Raw genomic sequence first — 16,161 nt, forward strand, 5'->3', positions numbered from 1 at the left:
TTAGAGGTGACTGAAAATGGCTCTTCATATCGTATTATATCAACCAGAAATCCCAGCCAATACGGGTAATATCGCAAGAACATGCCTGGCTACGGATACGGTATTGCACTTAGTTCGTCCGCTTGGTTTCTCAACAGATGATAAAATGCTTCGTCGGTCTGGCCTTGATTATTGGCACGATGTCGATGTTCGTTATCATGATTCGATTGAGGAATTGTATGAAGCGCATCCGGACGGCAGTTTCTATTATATAGAGAACTTTGGTACAAAGTATTGGACGGATTATGATTACAGTAACCCTGAAGAAGAATTGTTCTTTGTCTTCGGACGGGAAACAGATGGGATTCCGAAATCTTTGCTTGAAGGGAAAGAAGACCGCTGTTTACGTATTCATATGTCGGATAAAGTTCGGTCTTTAAACTTATCCAATACGGCTGCCATTCTTGTGTACGAAGTGTTACGCCAGCAAGGATTTCCTGGTTTAAACTAAAAAAAGAAGCCGATCGCCCCGTAACGAGGCGATCGGCTTTTTTATGGATGCAAAGAAATGTCTAGCTCTTAAACGTGTAACGCTCCTGCCATGTGTTGTGCTTGCGGTGCTTTAGATAATCTGATCCCACCCAGGTGATATACACGAATGGTAATAATAGATTTAAAAGGCCACCTTCACCTGTAATTAAGTAATGGACGAAGTAGTAGATCAGCGCTGCTGTAAAGAGAAGTTTGATATAGAATACATGAATATTTTTCACCGTACAACGCCTCCTTCATTGTAAAAAAACCAGCATCTCTAGAGATGCTGGTTTTATGTAGTGGCTTATTTTGTATCGTAACCTGCTGAGAAGATCGAAATAACAAAAGTCACAATAACCCCAAGAACTAGCATTAATTTCATGTCTTATGCCCCCTTAGTCTAGAACGTCATAATGTTCGCTAATGTTTATTATACCCAATTTGGACAAAAGTGTGAACATAGAATAGGTTTTTTCTAGGGAGAAATGTGAACGTTTTATTTTCCTTAATCCGTATTGATTCTTTGGGCTGTGACTTTCATATCGTGTTTACTGTTCTTAGATTGTAGCGTTAACGTCTCCGTTGTTACAGAATAGGCCCACATTAATTTCCCACTATCTGCTGCAATTCTCATATACTGATCTTCGATGAGTTCATATTCCGAAGTCCAGCCGTTAAGGGTGACAACTCCATCTTCTTTTAAAACAAGGCGATCTCCGGAGTGGAAGGAGCCACCTTCTTCTAAGATGACCCATGTTCCTTTTAACGAAGGCGGCTTTTCTTGGCAACCTGCTAACACCATCATAAAAACAATCACGAGCCCTATACCTAATCGGTTGTTCATCCGGCCTCAGCTCCTTAATGATCTATATGCACCTGAAGTTGAAGGCATGTTCTAAATAAGTAAATTGACAACGGTATAGAGAACCGTGTATAATTTAATTTAGTTAAGTTAACTAAATTAAATGGTAAAGGGGTGGGTGTACATGGGTTACATTTATCTACTAGCTGCCATAGTGACCGAAGTGTTCGGGAGTTCCATGTTGAAATGGTCCACAGTTGAGGGCATTTCAAAACTATGGGGAACGATTGGAGTAATATCAGGGTTTATGATGGCTCTATTCTTCCTGCAGCTCACTCTTCAGTACCTCCCATTAAATACAGCTTATGCCGTATGGGCTGGTGGGGGAACCGCGCTCACAGTAGCTATTGGCGCTCTGCTTTTCAAAGAACAAATCAATGGTATGATGATTGCAGGGATACTTTTGATTATAGGTGGGGTCTTCATCCTGAATATGGCTAAGGCTGCCCACTAATAGATAGAGGGGTCTTTATGAAAGATAACGAGAAAGCTGCTTATTTGCAGCATTTATTTGAGGAATTTTGGAAGAACTTAGCGGAAGAGGAAGACCGTTTTAAGAAATACGGTTTATCTTCTACCGTAGAAGTTCTTCTGACCACGGTCATTCGATTGGAACATCCAACGAGTACAGAAGTTGCTGAAAAACTAGATATATCGAAAAGCGCCGTAAGCCAAATGGTCTCTAAACTTGAGGAGGATTCTTTCTTAAAGAAATATGCAGACAAGAGCGATAAACGCGTCCACCGCATTACCCTTGGAGAGAAAGGGAAAGCCTATGCGAAGGATCTTGAGCGGTATGACGACTATTTCTTCCGTCTCCTATCTGAGAGTTTAAATGAAGAAGAATTAAGCCAAACGGTGAATTCTTTCGAGAAGATCTTACAAGCTATGAACGTCAAAAACTGATTCCTGAATGGAATCAGTTTTTTTATATCCAATTGTTCCGCTCTTCTGCCGCCACTATGATAGGGCGCAGTGGAAAGGAAGGTGTTCCTAATACAGCCTTAGCATTTATCAAACTCACAGCGTCCTGCATTATGGGCGAATCTTTTCTTTCGACTCATTTTTCCGAAACCTCGTACATAGACTGTATTATTCAGTGCTTGCCTAACTTCAACAGGGGAGGTCTTTTGAGTGGATTTCTTAAAAAAGGTGCAAAGTTACAGGGAAGAAGAGGAGAACTTGAAGTGGGAAGGGACATTTGGTGAGTATTTAGACATGCTTCGTGAACGTCCGTACCTGGCTCAGTCAGCTCACTCCCGTGTTTATAATATGATTAAACATGCGGGGATCGAAGAGCAAAATGGAAGGGTTCATTATAAGTTTTTTGACGATCAGATCTTTGGATTAGAAGAAGCAATGGAGAAACTGGTGGAGGAATATTTCCACCCGGCAGCCAAGCGACTGGATGTTAAGAAACGGATTTTGTTATTGATGGGACCAGTCAGCGGTGGTAAATCGACACTTGTTACGTTGTTAAAACGTGGTTTAGAGCGATTCTCTCATACAGATGAAGGGGCAGTTTACGCCATTAAAGGTTGTCCGATGCATGAGGATGCATGCATTTCCTTAAACACCCATTAAAATAGAAAACGGATTACCTGAATTGGTAATCCGTAATCTCAAGCACAGCTGGCTCAGCATTCTTGCCGGTTCGTGCTTTTTTTATGATATCTATGGTGACGGACTCGAAAATGGTTTGGATGGCAATTTTCTTGTCTTCAAATGACATTTGAGGGTAGGTTTCCTTGATATTCTGTAGAACAAGCATTACATCTTCTTCGCTTGCTACTTCCGATACTTCTTCCTTTAGCATTTTCATTAGATCCTCCTCAGTGGATCGAGCATTCTCTAGTATATCTTTATAACGTTTCTTATCAATATCGCCCTCTAGATACATTTCTTCAGCGCGCTCACGTTTCAACTTAACCTTCTCAAGTTCATTCTCAATATGTTCTTTATCCACTTCTGGATCAGCATTAGAAGTCTCTTTCGATGGTTGGAAGTTATCAATGGATACTGTTAGTGCATTGAAGAAGGTTTCTTCTAGCGTGTTTTCAGCAATAACAGGTTGATCACAAATACCAAACTTAAACCGTCCCTGGCATTTGTAGAATCTATGGACCGTGTTGTTTTTTCTTTTCTTACTACTACCCGTTAAGCTTTTACCGCATTTTCCACACTTTCCGATACCTGAGAATGGATAGGGGGTGTTTGCTTTAAAGGCCATTTTACTTCTGTTCTTCATAATTAAAGCTACCTCTTTAAAATCTTCCTCTTCAATAAGAGGTTCAAAGTCCTCTTGCTGGATAGGGGTAATAATATCTTCTCCAGTCAATTTCCCTTTAGCTAGACTTCGATGATTCCAACGAACTTGTCCAATGTAAATAGGATTGCGAAGCAAATAACGAACAGAGAAGTCACTCCAAATCTCTCCCTTTTTCGTCTTGACTCCACGCTTGTTAAGTTGCTTAGCAATGTATTGAGAACCATGTGTGAGTGCTTTCTTAAAGATATATTTAACCCATTGAGCTTCATCATGATTTATTACAAGTTTACCTTCTATAATGTCATAACCATAGGGGGCAGGAGCTCCATTTCGATAGCCATTTTCACTACGGCTCATCATGTTTTCGAAAACACGTTCAGCTGTCTGCTCACGTTCCCATTGAGCCATAGCTGCAACCAGTGTAATAAATAAACGACCAGCAGCAGTAGTGGTGTCATAAACCTCCGTCGCTGACTTAAACTTTACATCATGTTTCTCCATAAGTTTTAACAGCTTATGAAGGTCAGACACTGATCGGATGAATCTGTCCAAACGATAAACAAGCAGAACATCAAATTTCTCAGACTCGATGTCCTCAATCAACTGTTGCATTCCTGGACGTTTAAGGTCTTTAGCCGAGAAACCATCATCTACGTAGTCCTCAACACACGTCCACCCTTGAGAGGTGATGTAAGCATTAAGGCGCTCGTTCTGAGTTTCCAAACTGACACCTTTTTCAACTTGCATAATTGTTGAAACACGTCTGTATTTAGCTGCTCTCATGTTCATCACCTCCGTTAAATAATGTTACCTATATTATATAGAGCGTGAGCCTGTTAGTTCAACGACTTATCCCAGGGAACAAAAACCATTTCTCACAATTTCCTCCCATACCATCTTACCCAGGTATTGTTTTTCTAAATGTTGAAGTCTTTGGTTGGCAAAAGTATGTGTGACACCAAATGTTTCAGCTATAAGTTCAACGGCTTCACAACGACGCTCTGGAAGATCTAATTTAAGTAACATGAAAGTAGGTACACAAAAGTGAAGAGCAAAATTCCTAGCTTGCCATTCTTGTTTCAGACGGTATGTGTTAGCCATAAAAAGCTGATTTCCCGCATGCCAAAGAACATGGCAGATTTCATGACCGAAGCTTTCCCATTGTTCTTCAGGTGTATCATGAATTTGCAAATGAATGGAGTTTCCAGATCGAAAGGGTCCATGCTCTCCAATATTCAGATCTACTTTTAAAGAGGATGATATATAACCTAGCTCCATATCAAACGGGCAATGGATCCCCATAGCTGTGTATAGTTCTTTGATTTGATCTTCTAACCTTGTGTATTCGTACTTCAATAAAGAATCCTCCCACTTGTAACAAAACTATTTATGAACTGGAAAAGCCTTGTTATTTTATCAGGCTTTAGATAATTCTACTAAATAATTGAATTGCTATCCACTTCCAATTAGGAGAAAAAATAGAACAAATGTTCTTTTTTGGGTGAAAAATAAGACCAATAGGATTATAAGTTTATTTATAACCCTTATTAGTCATCTTTTCTTTTCTTAGCTTTTTCTCGAACCCATTCGAAGTGATTTTTAATTTCTTCTATATCTTCACGCGTGAGGTCTTTCCATGAGTTAAGATCATAAAAGCTAAGATCCATATCTTGCATGTTATTATCTATAAGGTATTGTTTGAGTTCCTCAAGGGGATCAAAGGCATCTTTCACCTCACTAGATTCTGCGTAGGATCTCCCCAGGATAAAGTCAGTACTAACATTATAGAAGTTAGCTATCTTATTTAGTGTTTCATAATCTGGATTTCTTTTTCCTAACTCGTAATGAGCGTAAGTTCCTCGACTAATATTCAGTTTTTCAGCAAGCTCTCCTTGCGTAAGTTTTTCCCTCTGTCTCAAATATTTAAGCTTTTGACCAATCATCAAAGCACTTCCTTTAGTTAATATATTGATCATGTTTTGTTAAAAATGTATTTTTATATATTTTATAAACTATTTATATTATAAAGTAGCAATTTGCTACATGAAATAAATGTAGCAAAAAAGTACATGTTTGTGTTGACAGTTGCGTATTGCTACATTATACTTTGGTTATACAGTCGCAAATCGCTACAAAAGGTGGTGAGTAAATGAACCAACGAATGTGGCTAAGTAAAATAAGAAAAAAGAAAGAATTAACGCAATTAGAGGTAGCAAAACAATCCAATATTGGGAGAGCATATTATACTCAAATTGAGAATGGAATCAGAAACCCTAGCGTTTCTGTAGCAAAAAAAATTGCCTCAACTCTAGACTTTGAATGGTCGATTTTTTTTGAAGAACAATGTAGCGATTTGGAACAAAAAGGGCCGGGACAAGCCATTTAACTAACTCGAACAGAAGTAACTTTTTATGGATAGTCTGAGGGGGCTTGCTCATAAACATGTGTAAAGGAGTGATTTCATGAAAATCGTTTTAAACGAAGAGCAAACGCAAAAGTTTTTCCAAGCGCTTTACCCTTCAGCTGTTCGGATAGCGGCCGAAAAGCGCAAACGAGAACGTGAGCAAGAAGAACAGGAATCCACTTCAAATACCTCTGAGAAATCAGCATCATGAATCTGTTTAATGCCATTATATCGAATCACAAGATTTGTGAGGGTAAAAAAAGGAGGTAATTCTGGTGCCAATTGGTAAAGCACTTCAGAATGCTAGGAAACAATGTGGGGATAGTCAAACGAATTTGAGTATGGAAGCGAATTGTTCAAGAGAGACGATTTCTGCTTACGAGAACGGAAGAGCAAAAGTTCCATCTGATATCTTCCAACATGCTTTAGAGAAGTATCAAGATTTAGATATGGTGATGGAAGCTGCCGCCGATTACTTCGGTCCTTATTTCTTTCCTCAATTAAATGGAGATAACGTCGATCATCATCCTTCTTCTGTATTAATGAAGTCAGAGGAAGAATTAGAAGAAGCGTTAGTTGCAGTGAAGAAAGCAAAGAAAATCATGCTCAAGCCAGGTTCATCCATATCAGACGTAGAACGCCGGGAGCTTGAAGAAATCGCTCAGGAGTATATTGAATCTATGACTTGCGGTTGGGTGTTCTTACGAGCTCTGGAACCATACGGATTACATTATACCAAACTGTTAGAAAATCATAACCGAGAGATGATCGCAAAAGGTTATGTGGTGAGGTAGCTCAATAAAATTCAGAAAAGGAGCATTGTTATGACAGAGGAAGAAAATCACAAAATCATTTCTGCTATCGCAAATCAAATCGAAGCTTCAGATGAAATTGCCCGAGATGTGAGGGATTCAATTCTCTTTGGAAGTCTTGATTGGATTGTAGAGAGAGCGTTAAATACAGGAGAAAAAATTGACCCAAAGACGATTATAGATGCTATGGAGCATGCGGTTGAATTTGGGTTAAAGGAGAAAGCGAGGAAAGAATCTTGCAATACGTCCAATACGCAAGCCGGTTGATGAAGGCGGGAGAGGCTAATGCATTAATTAAACAAGCTTTAGCCAATCGAAACCTAGTTGATCAAGCCGACCACTTTGTTAAATCACTAAATAAAACACAAAAAAAGGCAGCCAGCAAAGCCTGCTGACTACCAACAACGTCTAGATTCATAATATCACTAAATGTATTAAAGGGCAAGTAGTCTTGCCCTCATGAATAGGGGCCCTTCCTTTCCTCCCAGATACGGAAGGTTGAAATGCCGAATTGCTCCTGTTCATGAGGGTGTGACTAAGCACCTTCGAGCATAAGAAAAGACCGCACTGGTATGCGGTCCCTCGAAAAAACTTTTATTAATCATATTATACCACAAAAGGGGTGAGATTACTTCTGGACAAGCGTGAATTCCCTATTCCGCACTGTTATTTGTGGATGACCAAAGATGCCCCTAACAGACGCGATCTGTTCGTTAGCTACGTTATAGGTTACTTGAGAAGCGTAGAACCTGAATGGCGGCTAGCTGAGATCAAGGGCATGAAAGCTGTTTGTGTAAAAAGAATAAAGGAGGGTGGAGATTAAATGGCTAGACCATACAAAGAAGGTATTGACTACTTCCCACTCGATGTAGATATGGACCAGGACGACAAGGTAGCCATTATCGAAGCTAAACATGGGATAGAAGGTTTTGCGGTTTTAATGAAGCTCTTAATGAAAGTGTACAAGGAAGGTTACTACTACGAATGGAATGAACGCGAGCAATTACTATTCTCTAGAAGAGTTAATGTCAACATTAACTCAGTAAAAGAGATTGTCGCTGATTGCATCGAGGAAAATTTGTTCAATAAAGACGTGTACGCACAATATGCAGTCCTTACCAGTAAAGGGGTTCAGAGCCGATACTTAGAGGCTGTAAAACGTAGAAAAGAGGTTCGTTTTAAAGAGGAATACTTCCTTTTACAGGACTTTGAACATATTATTGGCAACTCTAAGACAGCAATAATACTAACTAAACCCAACGGAAAGGAAGTTAATGTTAACAATAACTCAAAAAATGATAACAGTAATCCACAAAGTAAAGTAAAGGAAAGTAGAGTAAAGGAAAGTAAAGAAGAGGAGAGTAAAGCAGAAGAAGAAGAAGAAGATAACGGCCGAAACTCTCAGAATCCGTTCACATTCTTCGAGAATTGCTTCGGTCCTCTGAACCATGTAACGACTGAAAAGATAGATCAATGGATTGACGATCTTGGAGAAGAGCTAGTTATAAAGGCAATGGATAAGGCTGCATTAGCAAACAAAACCTTCCCATATGCCAACTCTATTTTAAATAGCTGGTACCACGGCAATGTGAGGACATTGGCAGATGTTGAAGCTGAGGAGAAGCAATTTGCTAGAAAGAGAGAAGGTCCATCCTCCAATGTAACGCCTATGCCGAGTCGTTACCAAAATGCATTCTAGGAGGGTGAATGATGAACGGAACTGCAGCCGGATTAAAACGAAACATGGAGCGCTTAAATATCGGACGGATTCAGCAGATCGGAACAAGAACATGTGAGTCATGCCAGGCTCAAGTACCCGTTATGGAACGAACAGATCGAGATGGAGTTGTTCATGAAGAATCGCTCTGCTTGGCTTGCGATACTCAAAAGCTTAAATCTAAAGCTCCTAAGGCTGAGGATATCAAAATTGAAAAAATAAAGCGCTTTGGCGAAAAGTATCAAAAGGTGCCAAGGAAATTGATCGGGAAGACAGTTGCCAAATATGTACCAGAAAATGATTCGGAAAAAGCGATGAAGGAAGCAATTGTTGATTATGTTCGTAATTTTGGAAAGACAGATCATCATTCGCTTGTCCTGAAAGGGCCAATGGGTCTAGGTAAAAGCCATTTAGCTTACGCTGCTTCCTCCGAAATCAGAAGACGCGGTTATAGTGTTATGTATATTGCGGCAGATGACTTTTTATCACTCATAAAGTCCACTTTCGATAAAAAATCTGACCTCACGGAGAGTAAGATTTTCGAAATGATTGAGCAACTGGACCTTCTTGTTTTCGATGAAATAGGGGCTGAGTACTTGAACAAAAAAGATGAGTTTGAGTCCTGGGCTTCTGAGAAAATCCTTAAAGTTACGGACCTAAGGGAAGACAAGCCCACCATCTATACGACTAACTACTCTGCACCGGAAATGGTGAAAAAGTACGGATCAATACAGGGCGGTCGTATTACATCAAGAATGGTAGCTGGAGCTAAACGGATAATGGTAGAAGGGCGAGATCGTCGCGAAGAATTATTTTAGGGAGGTAAGGTTATGTGCACAATTTGCGGAGGAGATTACGTGGTTCATACACCAGTAGAACACGGCTACTTTTTTGAACCATGTCCACAATGCGGGGAGCAACCTCAGGAGGAGCATGAAAAGGAGTTTGCTGAACTTTACAAGCAACTGGACGAGGCAGAGGCCAGGAATAAGGAGAAGCATTCGGCATGAGCAAGGATCGGCTTTACATCGCTCTTACTAAATGTAATTTGGATTGGAAAGAATCTGAGGTTAAGAGATTTCGAGAGTATTGGGATCAGGGCTACAGTTTTATGGCGATAGCCAAGATGTTGAAGCGATCACAAAAAGATGTGCTGGCATTGACACTGGATCAAACAACAGAAGGTCTCGTTTCTTGGAGACACGGAGGTGCTATAGGTGACGAATGGGGAAGAAAACCAGTTAAGAAAAGCAGTTAATGCTTCAAGACGGAGACAATTTTTAATTGGTGTGCTACTTGATATGGATGTAGAAACCTCAGCGGCAGGTAAGTCTATTAAAGATTTATCGCTCTACGAATTAGAAGATCTGCACGCTAGTAAGAAATATCGCTTTGCTAATAGCGGGGTGAATTCGTGAAGATGCATAGGGGAGAAGTTACCACTTATATGCTCAGTCACCAGGAGTTAGAGAAAAAGCGAATCGGAGCAAAATGTGATCTAGAAGATCGAAAGCAAGCAAAGAGCGCAAATTATTCATTAGTCAGGAACAAAAGGACTGGAAGAAAAGATGGGTAAACGGAAACGTAAGTGGTACTTGTTGTCCAGGCGTGAAAACTACCAGATGGTGCATAGGTACGAACCATTGCACAAGTACGAACTCCTAAGTCGCAGGAAGAACGGATGGAGGGTAATAGAATGAGTCAGATCACATTAGAAGATCTAATCTACCAATTCGATGAATCTAAAATAAATGTACAACGAAGCTACTTTGATCAGTTGAAATACTTTGAGGTTAAGGCCTATATTCCCGAAGATGTTAAAGGACCCTTGGAGCTAGGCATGCGTCCTGAAGGGGAAGAGTTTCAAAGAAAACTAGATTTATGGTGTAAGTATGCTGTAGCTATTTGGGACTTTAATGATCTTACTTGGCTGGAAGCTACCGATCAGTTAAAGAAGTTTAGGGACTCTGATCAGCCTGTTGGTTTGAAGATTTGGTTACATTCAGATTTTCGTCCAGAAAGTGTAACTGAGTATTTGTAAGCAACAGAGTAAGCATTGTGTGTAATTCAAAAAAGGAGGAATTATTAATGAATTTAGAAAGCAGCGTTAAAGATGCTATTGCTAAGAAATTATCTGACGGTACGGTTGAAAAGCTAATCGAGGAGCAAGTGGAAGAAGGAATTAAGAAGGCACTAAAAGATTTATTCGGACTCTTCGGTGATGCGAACAAAGTAATTGAACAGCAACTTAAATCAGTTATGGTTCCTTATCTTGAAAAATACGATTACAGCCAGTATGTAACAAAACTTGATGCAGTTTTAGTGGATGTACTGAAAAGCTCTTCACTGGATAATAAGCAATTGCTTGATAACTTTAAAAACCTTATGAGTCCAGAGACCGAAAAAGTCACAAAGATCACGGAACTCTTTGAGCAATGGAAAGAGTACGTAGCACATAACGTTGATACAGATGATTTGGAAGTTGATCTCGATGATGAGCCTAGTTATGAACCTGTAGCTGTTTCAGTACAAGTCGAATTTATGGAAGATCGCTCTTGGAGTTCTTTTCAAAACGGGATGATTACTTTTGAGTGTGAGCATGATGAAACATTGAATATTCAATTCCCTGTACATCGTTGGGAGAAATTCGATAAAGAGGAATGGACGATTGACTATAAAACACCTCATGATCTGAGTTCTCTAAAACGCCTTGATGAGTTTGAAGTTCTACTAATGAAAATGAATCAGAATAACACCAAGATCATTGTCGATGAAGAAATGATACATGACGATGTTTACCCAGAAGAAGAGCCAGAGGCGTCATTCTAATAGATTATGGCGAGTGGGTGCATAGTTGGTGATTGCTACGTGTGTGGTTGGCTTGTATATGAGGATGAACAGACTTGGTACAACGATAGTCTTAAACACTCTACATGCAAATCTAAGCCACAACTAAAGCAAGAGAATGAAAGGCTTAAGGAAGAGTTAGCTGAGTACAGAAAGTGGTTTGGTCAAATGAAAATGACCGGATGGGAAGAGGGAGCAAAGAAGCTCCAGAAAGAAACAAAGTAGCGATTGTGTGTAATAGATAAGAAGCTGAGCGTTATAAGAGGCTCAGCATCTGGACAATAAACTCGATAACTAAGATCAACCATTCGTGTTTAACCACCTTGATTTCCAAATCGGCATTAAAAGATAGTGAAAATTTCATGTAAACATCTCCCCTTAAAGTCTAACTTGTCGATTTTCAGAGAGAGTCGTAACACACTTTTAAAAGTAAATTTGATTTTAGGCGATTGGAATTATTCATAGCAAAGCTAAAAGGAAGGACGGACCAGACACATGAAGTACTACAAATTAAAAGGAGAGATATTGATGAAAGAGCTTAAAGTATCTGATGAAAAAGGATTGTAGGACGTTAAGGTATTCCAAGTTTGTGAAAGTGATGCTGTAGCTGCTTATTCTCTTGATGAAGCTATTGAATTTTACCAAAAACAAACTGGACTTGAAGATGATGAATTACATGGATATGAGGATATGGAAGTTGTTCCTCTTGATTACAAGGTACGTGAAAGTGAGGGCAGCGAGGAGCTTATAACGGTTCGTGAAGTGATTGAAATGTATTGGGAAGGTAAGCCATTCATTGCACTTTCTACTGGGGGATATTAAGACGGATCACGAAGATTATGCGAAACAAGGAGGGTCAGCATGAGTGAGCCAATTATAGCTAAGTGGCAAGATCGTTGGGGTGAGGAACACGTACTGTTGGAAGGTAAAGGTGAGGACATTTTATATGCAATACCCGAAAGAAAAGATGAAGAGGGAAATTCTCATGTTGAAATGTTGTCCAAAAAGGCTCTTCTGGAGTTTGTGGGTAAGTTGAACGAAACAAAATGATAGTTCAGTTGAATTGGGAGAGGGGTAAACGAATGAATTTAGATAAGTTAATGGAGGTCCAGGGCGGTTTAGATTCTCATGTTGTTCTTGAAAAAGGATTGGAAGAGCAGGACTTGTTTAACCAAAAAGTCCTCGCTCTTCAAGTAGAAATTGCAGAATTAGCTAATGAGACTCGCTGCTTTAAATTTTGGTCGAGCAAAGAACCGAGCGAACCTGAAATACAACTAGAAGAATACGTGGATGGGATTCATTTCTTTTTAAGCTTAGCAATTGATTTGAAAATGGAGCCAAGTAGCTTAATGGTTTGGGATGATTTTACGGAAGCAAACTTAACGGAAACGTTGTTAAGCGTACTAAGTGAAATTTCAAGCCTGTATGTTTTAAAAGACGTTAATTTGCCAGCTTCTATTTTCTTAGAAGACCTACAAGAAATCCTCCGGGAGGCCTTTCAGGTTTATGTAGGTATCGCTAGTAAGTTTTTAGGATTCTCCTGGGAAGAAGTAGAGGAAGCGTACTATAAGAAGAACAACATCAATCACCAGCGACAGCTTAACGGCTACTGATCGAGAGGTGGAACTCATGAATGAACGTTACGTTGATGGCGAGTGGGTAACGGCAGAAGACTTAATTCGGAAGCATCGTAAGTTTATTTGGAAACAGGTAAAAAAGTACATTGCTAGAGGAAAAGGAGCAGGCTTTACACCAGATGATTTATATAGCTGCGCATGTATTGGAGTTATGAAAGCATTTGATAGTTTCGATGCAGAAAAAGGGTACAAGTTTCTCACTTATGCTGGCACAAAGATGATGGGGCAAATAGACGCGGAGATCAGAAAAAATTCCGGGCTCATCCATTTGCCGGCTCTACAAGATCAGCTTGTTCGTAAAATTAAAGCCGAGGATATGGTAGAAAAAAATGCTGAGGAAACCGCAAAACATTTCGAAGTGAAATTGGAACACGCTGAATTGGCCAAACAGTATTTGATGCCAAGAATTTCGACTGAAACGCCTATCAATGAAGAAGGGGACACTACGTTAGGGGATTTCCTTGTAGGCGATAGTTTCGACGAATCTGTGGTAGTCGTAAATGACTTCCTTGAAACACTAACTGATTTAGAAAAAGACGTTTTGCTCATGAAGATGGAGTCACGAACAGTCTATGAAATTGGCGATAAATATAATAAGTCACGAGGATGGCCGGAGATAGTAATCAATAGGGTGAAAAAGAAATACGTGAAGTATTATAAGGAAGTTAATGAGGTGGCTCAAGGAAATCTTGCCAAGGCAAAGCAGCTCCTAAGTGAAACAGACATAAGAGGTCAAGAGGTCGCTTTGGAAGTACATTGAGCATTTTAAGCAGATCGGAGGGGAGAGAACATGAATAAATGCGTTGAGTGTAAGAAAAAAGATGCAACTCATTGGTCTTGTCATCTTTGCGAGAAATGCTTTGAAGAAATCCTCGCTGATAAAGTAAAAAACAGTTAAGGGGGCATAATTTTGGTTAATGAAGAGCTATTTAATGCAATAAAAGAATTTGGGAAGAAAATTGCTAATGTATTTAAAGCCGTCTGCTTAAAGTTTTCAGAACACCTCAGGTCAAAAGTTAAATATATTGCTAAGTTACACACGAAAACTAAGGAAAAAAGTCACGAACAGATTGAGGAATTGAGAGTTTGGAAACGGAATATTACACTGCACAATCAATTGGCCCTTGTACAGCTGAAACAATATGACTATAAGTATAAGCCAACTAGACTAACGAGCAGAGGGAAGACCCGTCAGTAATGGAAGGAAGCGTTCAAGATGATCAAATATTTTTGTAGTTGCTGCGGGAAAGAATGGTGGTCACTGAAGATTGAGGTCATCCAGTGTTGTGGTTTTTATGTCGTACATGAAGAATTTGAGTAAATAAAAAAAGCCAGGGCGGACCCTGACTCTTAGCATAGTGCTTGCCAACTACTATTCTATCATATCGGGGGTCTGCTTTGTGGGACAAATTAAAATGGAAACAACAATAGATCTTTCTGAAAACGCAATGTATGTGGTAAGAGATGGTCAGATTACAAAAGTAAGCGCGAAGCCGTTTGGCTCAGATGAAGTTGTTTGGAAGGACGGAAAAGTGGTTGATGTGGTTAGAACTCAACGACAGCGTTTGAATGGGCAGGAGGTTATATAATGGACCAGCCAAATGGAAAATATTCAAAAATTGAAATGGAAATGGCCTTAGATCAATTCATTAATTCTTTGGATATATTAATTGCAAAATCTGAGCACGATGCAAAGCTATAAAAAAAAGAAATATTAAGATTTGGTGTTAGCAGGATTTACAGAAGTACAGGCTATGGAAATTATTAAAGCAAGACCTTTGGTTGAATAAATATGTCTGAGCGAAGAACGCAGGACACAGATCAAGAGCACTAGGCTCTTGATCTGTGTCCTTTTTTAAATATTTGGAAGGGAGTAACTCTATGTCTGATCAATTAAGGGACCAGTTAAAAAAGTATAAAAAGAAACATGGCATTAAATCTCCTTCACCTAAGAAAAAATCAAAAAAGGACAACAGTGAATCCTATTCTAGGAGTGAGATTGAAAGTCTCATGGGTATGAATCGTCCTACTTATAAACGTGGACCTGGTGGAGCTTATAAGCAAAAATAAAGGAGTGTGGTTGTAATGGCCAAGCAAATTAGTTTTGAATTACCAAAGATTAATCGTCCCAAAACTAAAGAAAGAGTGGAAGCTGCTCTAGAAAAGTACCGAATGTATAAGCTCATGGAGCCATTGGACGCATCCACGAAAATTACATCTTCTTTTAAAGAGGTTCCATCGAGCTCCGGTTTTGGCAGTCACTCCAAAACGGAAGAAGCTGCAGTTGAAAAGATTGATAAAGAAGCTGAAAGAGATGTCTATATGAGGCGGATTGAAAGAGCCTTGAAACGTCTTAACAGAAAAGAAAGCGCAGTAATCACTAAGAGATACATGCAAGAAGATGATGTGTTTGATTATGAAACCTATAACGATCTGGGCTTTAGCGAACGCACCTATTACAGGATAAAGGGTGATGCTTTTTACAAATTAGCCTTCATTTTAAAAGTTGCGGTTTATGAGGAGGTGGAGAAGCAATGAATTTTGTTCAACCTATAAGGGATCCTATAATGATTAATCAGGTCAAAGACTACTTGCTCGAGAAAAGCGAACGTAACTACATGCTCTTTGTAATTGGGATTAACACGGGTCTAAGGATTTCAGACATTCTCCAGCTAAAGGTAAAAGATGTTGAGGGGATGCATATCAATTTACGTGAAAAAAAGACAAAGAAACGAAAAAAAATAAGGATTACTCCCCAGCTAAGACGTGAATTAAAATGGTATATAGCAGACAAAGCCCCTAATGAATATTTGTTTAAGAGCAGGAAAGGAGGCAACAAAGCTATAGGGCGTAGTATGGCTTATAAGATACTGAGAGATGCTGCTGATCAATTTGGTTTAAAAGAGATCGGGACACATACCTTGCGCAAAACATTTGGATATCATTTTTATTTACAAACTAAGAACACAGCAATGCTTCAAGAGCTGTTTAATCATAGCTCTGAAAAAATTACTTTAATCTATATAGGAATAAATCAAGACACACTAGATAAAGCCATGTCTAAATTCAAAATTTAAAAAAGAGGTTAAGTGGGTAGTAT

General features: G+C 39.3%; 28 protein-coding genes and 1 pseudogene. 24 read left to right on the forward strand and 5 right to left on the reverse strand.

The features are described 5' to 3' along the window. Positions 1-16 precede the first annotated feature (16 nt). Positions 17-490 (forward strand): tRNA (uridine(34)/cytosine(34)/5-carboxymethylaminomethyluridine(34)-2'-O)-methyltransferase TrmL, encoded by a 474-nt coding sequence (gene trmL, locus LQ226_RS13420; protein WP_231418467.1) that lies wholly within the window; start codon positions 17-19, stop codon positions 488-490. 61 nt (positions 491-551) lie between these two features. On the opposite strand, the gene LQ226_RS13425 is transcribed toward trmL, so the two are convergent. Continuing rightward, complete coding sequence (locus LQ226_RS13425) at positions 552-752, reverse strand: hypothetical protein (protein ID WP_231418468.1); 201 nt, start codon at positions 750-752, stop codon at positions 552-554. A gap of 266 nt (positions 753-1,018) precedes the next feature. After that, positions 1,019-1,357, reverse strand: coding sequence for a hypothetical protein (locus LQ226_RS13430; protein ID WP_231418469.1), 339 nt, complete (start codon positions 1,355-1,357; stop codon positions 1,019-1,021). Positions 1,358-1,499: 142 nt separating this feature from the next. On the opposite strand from LQ226_RS13430, the gene LQ226_RS13435 reads away from it, so the two are divergent. The 3 genes and pseudogenes from LQ226_RS13435 to LQ226_RS13445 all read left to right on the forward strand — a co-directional run. Next, positions 1,500-1,829 (forward strand): DMT family transporter, encoded by a 330-nt coding sequence (locus LQ226_RS13435; RefSeq protein WP_255688637.1) that lies wholly within the window; start codon positions 1,500-1,502, stop codon positions 1,827-1,829. 17 nt (positions 1,830-1,846) lie between these two features. Further along, the gene (locus tag LQ226_RS13440; protein ID WP_231418471.1) at positions 1,847-2,281 is read left to right on the forward strand and encodes a MarR family winged helix-turn-helix transcriptional regulator; all 435 of its coding nucleotides are present in this window, start codon (positions 1,847-1,849) and stop codon (positions 2,279-2,281) included. A 228-nt stretch (positions 2,282-2,509) separates the two neighbouring features. Then, positions 2,510-2,932 (forward strand): annotated as a pseudogene (locus LQ226_RS13445) (protein prkA); the annotation flags it as partial. A 40-nt stretch (positions 2,933-2,972) separates the two neighbouring features. Here the strand turns inward: LQ226_RS13445 and LQ226_RS13450 are convergent. The 3 genes from LQ226_RS13450 to LQ226_RS13460 all read right to left on the reverse strand — a co-directional run bounded on the left by LQ226_RS13450 (position 2,973) and on the right by LQ226_RS13460 (position 5,620). Further along, entirely contained in the window at positions 2,973-4,427 is a 1,455-nt protein-coding gene (locus LQ226_RS13450) for a recombinase family protein (RefSeq protein WP_231418472.1), read from the reverse strand. Positions 4,428-4,493: 66 nt separating this feature from the next. Continuing rightward, positions 4,494-5,000, reverse strand: coding sequence for an ImmA/IrrE family metallo-endopeptidase (locus tag LQ226_RS13455; protein WP_231418473.1), 507 nt, complete (start codon positions 4,998-5,000; stop codon positions 4,494-4,496). A 191-nt stretch (positions 5,001-5,191) separates the two neighbouring features. Further along, the gene (locus tag LQ226_RS13460; RefSeq protein WP_231418474.1) at positions 5,192-5,620 is read right to left on the reverse strand and encodes a helix-turn-helix domain-containing protein; all 429 of its coding nucleotides are present in this window, start codon (positions 5,618-5,620) and stop codon (positions 5,192-5,194) included. 173 nt (positions 5,621-5,793) lie between these two features. Between LQ226_RS13460 and LQ226_RS13465 the strand changes: the two genes are divergently transcribed. The 20 genes from LQ226_RS13465 to LQ226_RS13555 all read left to right on the forward strand — a co-directional run bounded on the left by LQ226_RS13465 (position 5,794) and on the right by LQ226_RS13555 (position 16,138). Further along, the gene (locus LQ226_RS13465) at positions 5,794-6,030 is read left to right on the forward strand and encodes a helix-turn-helix transcriptional regulator (protein WP_231418475.1); all 237 of its coding nucleotides are present in this window, start codon (positions 5,794-5,796) and stop codon (positions 6,028-6,030) included. 76 nt (positions 6,031-6,106) lie between these two features. Next, positions 6,107-6,259 (forward strand): hypothetical protein, encoded by a 153-nt coding sequence (locus tag LQ226_RS13470; RefSeq protein ID WP_231418476.1) that lies wholly within the window; start codon positions 6,107-6,109, stop codon positions 6,257-6,259. Between the two features lie 64 nt (positions 6,260-6,323). Then, positions 6,324-6,842 carry a helix-turn-helix domain-containing protein gene (locus tag LQ226_RS13475; protein ID WP_231418477.1) on the forward strand — a complete coding sequence of 173 codons (519 nt, stop codon included), beginning with the start codon at positions 6,324-6,326 and terminating at the stop codon, positions 6,840-6,842. Between the two features lie 30 nt (positions 6,843-6,872). After that, on the forward strand, positions 6,873-7,127 hold the full coding sequence (locus LQ226_RS13480) for a hypothetical protein (protein ID WP_231418478.1): 255 nt from the start codon (positions 6,873-6,875) through the stop codon (positions 7,125-7,127). 556 nt (positions 7,128-7,683) lie between these two features. Beyond that, positions 7,684-8,559, forward strand: a complete 876-nt coding sequence (locus LQ226_RS13485) for a Lin1244/Lin1753 domain-containing protein (protein WP_231418479.1) — start codon at positions 7,684-7,686, stop codon at positions 8,557-8,559. Positions 8,560-8,567: 8 nt separating this feature from the next. Continuing rightward, a complete protein-coding gene (locus LQ226_RS13490) occupies positions 8,568-9,395 on the forward strand; it encodes an ATP-binding protein (protein WP_231418480.1) in 828 nt (275 codons plus the stop codon). Positions 9,396-9,407: 12 nt separating this feature from the next. Next, positions 9,408-9,587: a hypothetical protein gene (locus tag LQ226_RS13495; protein ID WP_231418481.1), complete on the forward strand. Its 180-nt coding sequence runs from the start codon at positions 9,408-9,410 to the stop codon at positions 9,585-9,587. Positions 9,588-9,794: 207 nt separating this feature from the next. Continuing rightward, the gene (locus LQ226_RS13500; RefSeq protein ID WP_231418482.1) at positions 9,795-9,995 is read left to right on the forward strand and encodes a hypothetical protein; all 201 of its coding nucleotides are present in this window, start codon (positions 9,795-9,797) and stop codon (positions 9,993-9,995) included. 278 nt (positions 9,996-10,273) lie between these two features. Then, positions 10,274-10,618: a hypothetical protein gene (locus tag LQ226_RS13505; RefSeq protein ID WP_231418483.1), complete on the forward strand. Its 345-nt coding sequence runs from the start codon at positions 10,274-10,276 to the stop codon at positions 10,616-10,618. Positions 10,619-10,665: 47 nt separating this feature from the next. Further along, on the forward strand, positions 10,666-11,406 hold the full coding sequence (locus tag LQ226_RS13510) for a hypothetical protein (protein ID WP_231418484.1): 741 nt from the start codon (positions 10,666-10,668) through the stop codon (positions 11,404-11,406). Between the two features lie 6 nt (positions 11,407-11,412). Continuing rightward, the gene (locus LQ226_RS13515; RefSeq protein WP_231418485.1) at positions 11,413-11,649 is read left to right on the forward strand and encodes a hypothetical protein; all 237 of its coding nucleotides are present in this window, start codon (positions 11,413-11,415) and stop codon (positions 11,647-11,649) included. Positions 11,650-12,114: 465 nt separating this feature from the next. Further along, entirely contained in the window at positions 12,115-12,246 is a 132-nt protein-coding gene (locus LQ226_RS21010) for a hypothetical protein (protein ID WP_255688642.1), read from the forward strand. Between the two features lie 39 nt (positions 12,247-12,285). Beyond that, the gene (locus LQ226_RS13520; RefSeq protein ID WP_231418486.1) at positions 12,286-12,474 is read left to right on the forward strand and encodes a hypothetical protein; all 189 of its coding nucleotides are present in this window, start codon (positions 12,286-12,288) and stop codon (positions 12,472-12,474) included. A 32-nt stretch (positions 12,475-12,506) separates the two neighbouring features. Beyond that, entirely contained in the window at positions 12,507-13,037 is a 531-nt protein-coding gene (locus LQ226_RS13525) for a dUTP diphosphatase (RefSeq protein WP_231418487.1), read from the forward strand. A 16-nt stretch (positions 13,038-13,053) separates the two neighbouring features. Beyond that, entirely contained in the window at positions 13,054-13,821 is a 768-nt protein-coding gene (locus LQ226_RS13530) for a sigma-70 family RNA polymerase sigma factor (RefSeq protein ID WP_231418488.1), read from the forward strand. Between the two features lie 150 nt (positions 13,822-13,971). Further along, positions 13,972-14,259 carry a hypothetical protein gene (locus LQ226_RS13535; protein WP_231418489.1) on the forward strand — a complete coding sequence of 96 codons (288 nt, stop codon included), beginning with the start codon at positions 13,972-13,974 and terminating at the stop codon, positions 14,257-14,259. 202 nt (positions 14,260-14,461) lie between these two features. Then, positions 14,462-14,650, forward strand: coding sequence for a DUF3954 domain-containing protein (locus LQ226_RS13540; protein WP_231418490.1), 189 nt, complete (start codon positions 14,462-14,464; stop codon positions 14,648-14,650). A 292-nt stretch (positions 14,651-14,942) separates the two neighbouring features. Continuing rightward, complete coding sequence (locus LQ226_RS13545; RefSeq protein ID WP_231418491.1) at positions 14,943-15,131, forward strand: hypothetical protein; 189 nt, start codon at positions 14,943-14,945, stop codon at positions 15,129-15,131. Positions 15,132-15,146: 15 nt separating this feature from the next. Next, a complete protein-coding gene (locus tag LQ226_RS13550) occupies positions 15,147-15,599 on the forward strand; it encodes an ArpU family phage packaging/lysis transcriptional regulator (protein WP_231418492.1) in 453 nt (150 codons plus the stop codon). Then, the gene (locus tag LQ226_RS13555) at positions 15,596-16,138 is read left to right on the forward strand and encodes a tyrosine-type recombinase/integrase (protein WP_231418493.1); all 543 of its coding nucleotides are present in this window, start codon (positions 15,596-15,598) and stop codon (positions 16,136-16,138) included. Before LQ226_RS13550 ends, LQ226_RS13555 begins: the two co-directional genes overlap by 4 nt. Positions 16,139-16,161: the final 23 nt, after the last annotated feature.

The organism is Pontibacillus sp. HN14, assembly GCF_021129245.1.
Taxonomy (GTDB): domain Bacteria; phylum Bacillota; class Bacilli; order Bacillales; family BH030062; genus Pontibacillus.

Excerpts from the sequence above, each read along its gene's own strand:
- trmL (WP_231418467.1), top strand. The coding sequence starts at position 17 with ATGGCTCTTCATATCGTATTATATCAACCAGAAATCCCAGCCAATACG.
- LQ226_RS13430 (WP_231418469.1), bottom strand. The coding sequence starts at position 1,357 with ATGAACAACCGATTAGGTATAGGGCTCGTGATTGTTTTTATGATGGTG.
- LQ226_RS13435 (WP_255688637.1), top strand. The coding sequence starts at position 1,500 with ATGGGTTACATTTATCTACTAGCTGCCATAGTGACCGAAGTGTTCGGG.
- LQ226_RS13440 (WP_231418471.1), top strand. The coding sequence starts at position 1,847 with ATGAAAGATAACGAGAAAGCTGCTTATTTGCAGCATTTATTTGAGGAA.
- LQ226_RS13450 (WP_231418472.1), bottom strand. The coding sequence starts at position 4,427 with ATGAGAGCAGCTAAATACAGACGTGTTTCAACAATTATGCAAGTTGAA.
- LQ226_RS13460 (WP_231418474.1), bottom strand. The coding sequence starts at position 5,620 with ATGATCAATATATTAACTAAAGGAAGTGCTTTGATGATTGGTCAAAAG.
- LQ226_RS13465 (WP_231418475.1), top strand. The coding sequence starts at position 5,794 with ATGAACCAACGAATGTGGCTAAGTAAAATAAGAAAAAAGAAAGAATTA.
- LQ226_RS13470 (WP_231418476.1), top strand. The coding sequence starts at position 6,107 with ATGAAAATCGTTTTAAACGAAGAGCAAACGCAAAAGTTTTTCCAAGCG.
- LQ226_RS13480 (WP_231418478.1), top strand. The coding sequence starts at position 6,873 with ATGACAGAGGAAGAAAATCACAAAATCATTTCTGCTATCGCAAATCAA.
- LQ226_RS13485 (WP_231418479.1), top strand. The coding sequence starts at position 7,684 with ATGGCTAGACCATACAAAGAAGGTATTGACTACTTCCCACTCGATGTA.
- LQ226_RS13490 (WP_231418480.1), top strand. The coding sequence starts at position 8,568 with ATGATGAACGGAACTGCAGCCGGATTAAAACGAAACATGGAGCGCTTA.
- LQ226_RS13495 (WP_231418481.1), top strand. The coding sequence starts at position 9,408 with ATGTGCACAATTTGCGGAGGAGATTACGTGGTTCATACACCAGTAGAA.
- LQ226_RS13505 (WP_231418483.1), top strand. The coding sequence starts at position 10,274 with ATGAGTCAGATCACATTAGAAGATCTAATCTACCAATTCGATGAATCT.
- LQ226_RS13510 (WP_231418484.1), top strand. The coding sequence starts at position 10,666 with ATGAATTTAGAAAGCAGCGTTAAAGATGCTATTGCTAAGAAATTATCT.
- LQ226_RS13515 (WP_231418485.1), top strand. The coding sequence starts at position 11,413 with ATGGCGAGTGGGTGCATAGTTGGTGATTGCTACGTGTGTGGTTGGCTT.
- LQ226_RS21010 (WP_255688642.1), top strand. The coding sequence starts at position 12,115 with ATGGAAGTTGTTCCTCTTGATTACAAGGTACGTGAAAGTGAGGGCAGC.
- LQ226_RS13520 (WP_231418486.1), top strand. The coding sequence starts at position 12,286 with ATGAGTGAGCCAATTATAGCTAAGTGGCAAGATCGTTGGGGTGAGGAA.
- LQ226_RS13525 (WP_231418487.1), top strand. The coding sequence starts at position 12,507 with ATGAATTTAGATAAGTTAATGGAGGTCCAGGGCGGTTTAGATTCTCAT.
- LQ226_RS13530 (WP_231418488.1), top strand. The coding sequence starts at position 13,054 with ATGAATGAACGTTACGTTGATGGCGAGTGGGTAACGGCAGAAGACTTA.
- LQ226_RS13545 (WP_231418491.1), top strand. The coding sequence starts at position 14,943 with ATGTCTGATCAATTAAGGGACCAGTTAAAAAAGTATAAAAAGAAACAT.
- LQ226_RS13550 (WP_231418492.1), top strand. The coding sequence starts at position 15,147 with ATGGCCAAGCAAATTAGTTTTGAATTACCAAAGATTAATCGTCCCAAA.
- LQ226_RS13555 (WP_231418493.1), top strand. The coding sequence starts at position 15,596 with ATGAATTTTGTTCAACCTATAAGGGATCCTATAATGATTAATCAGGTC.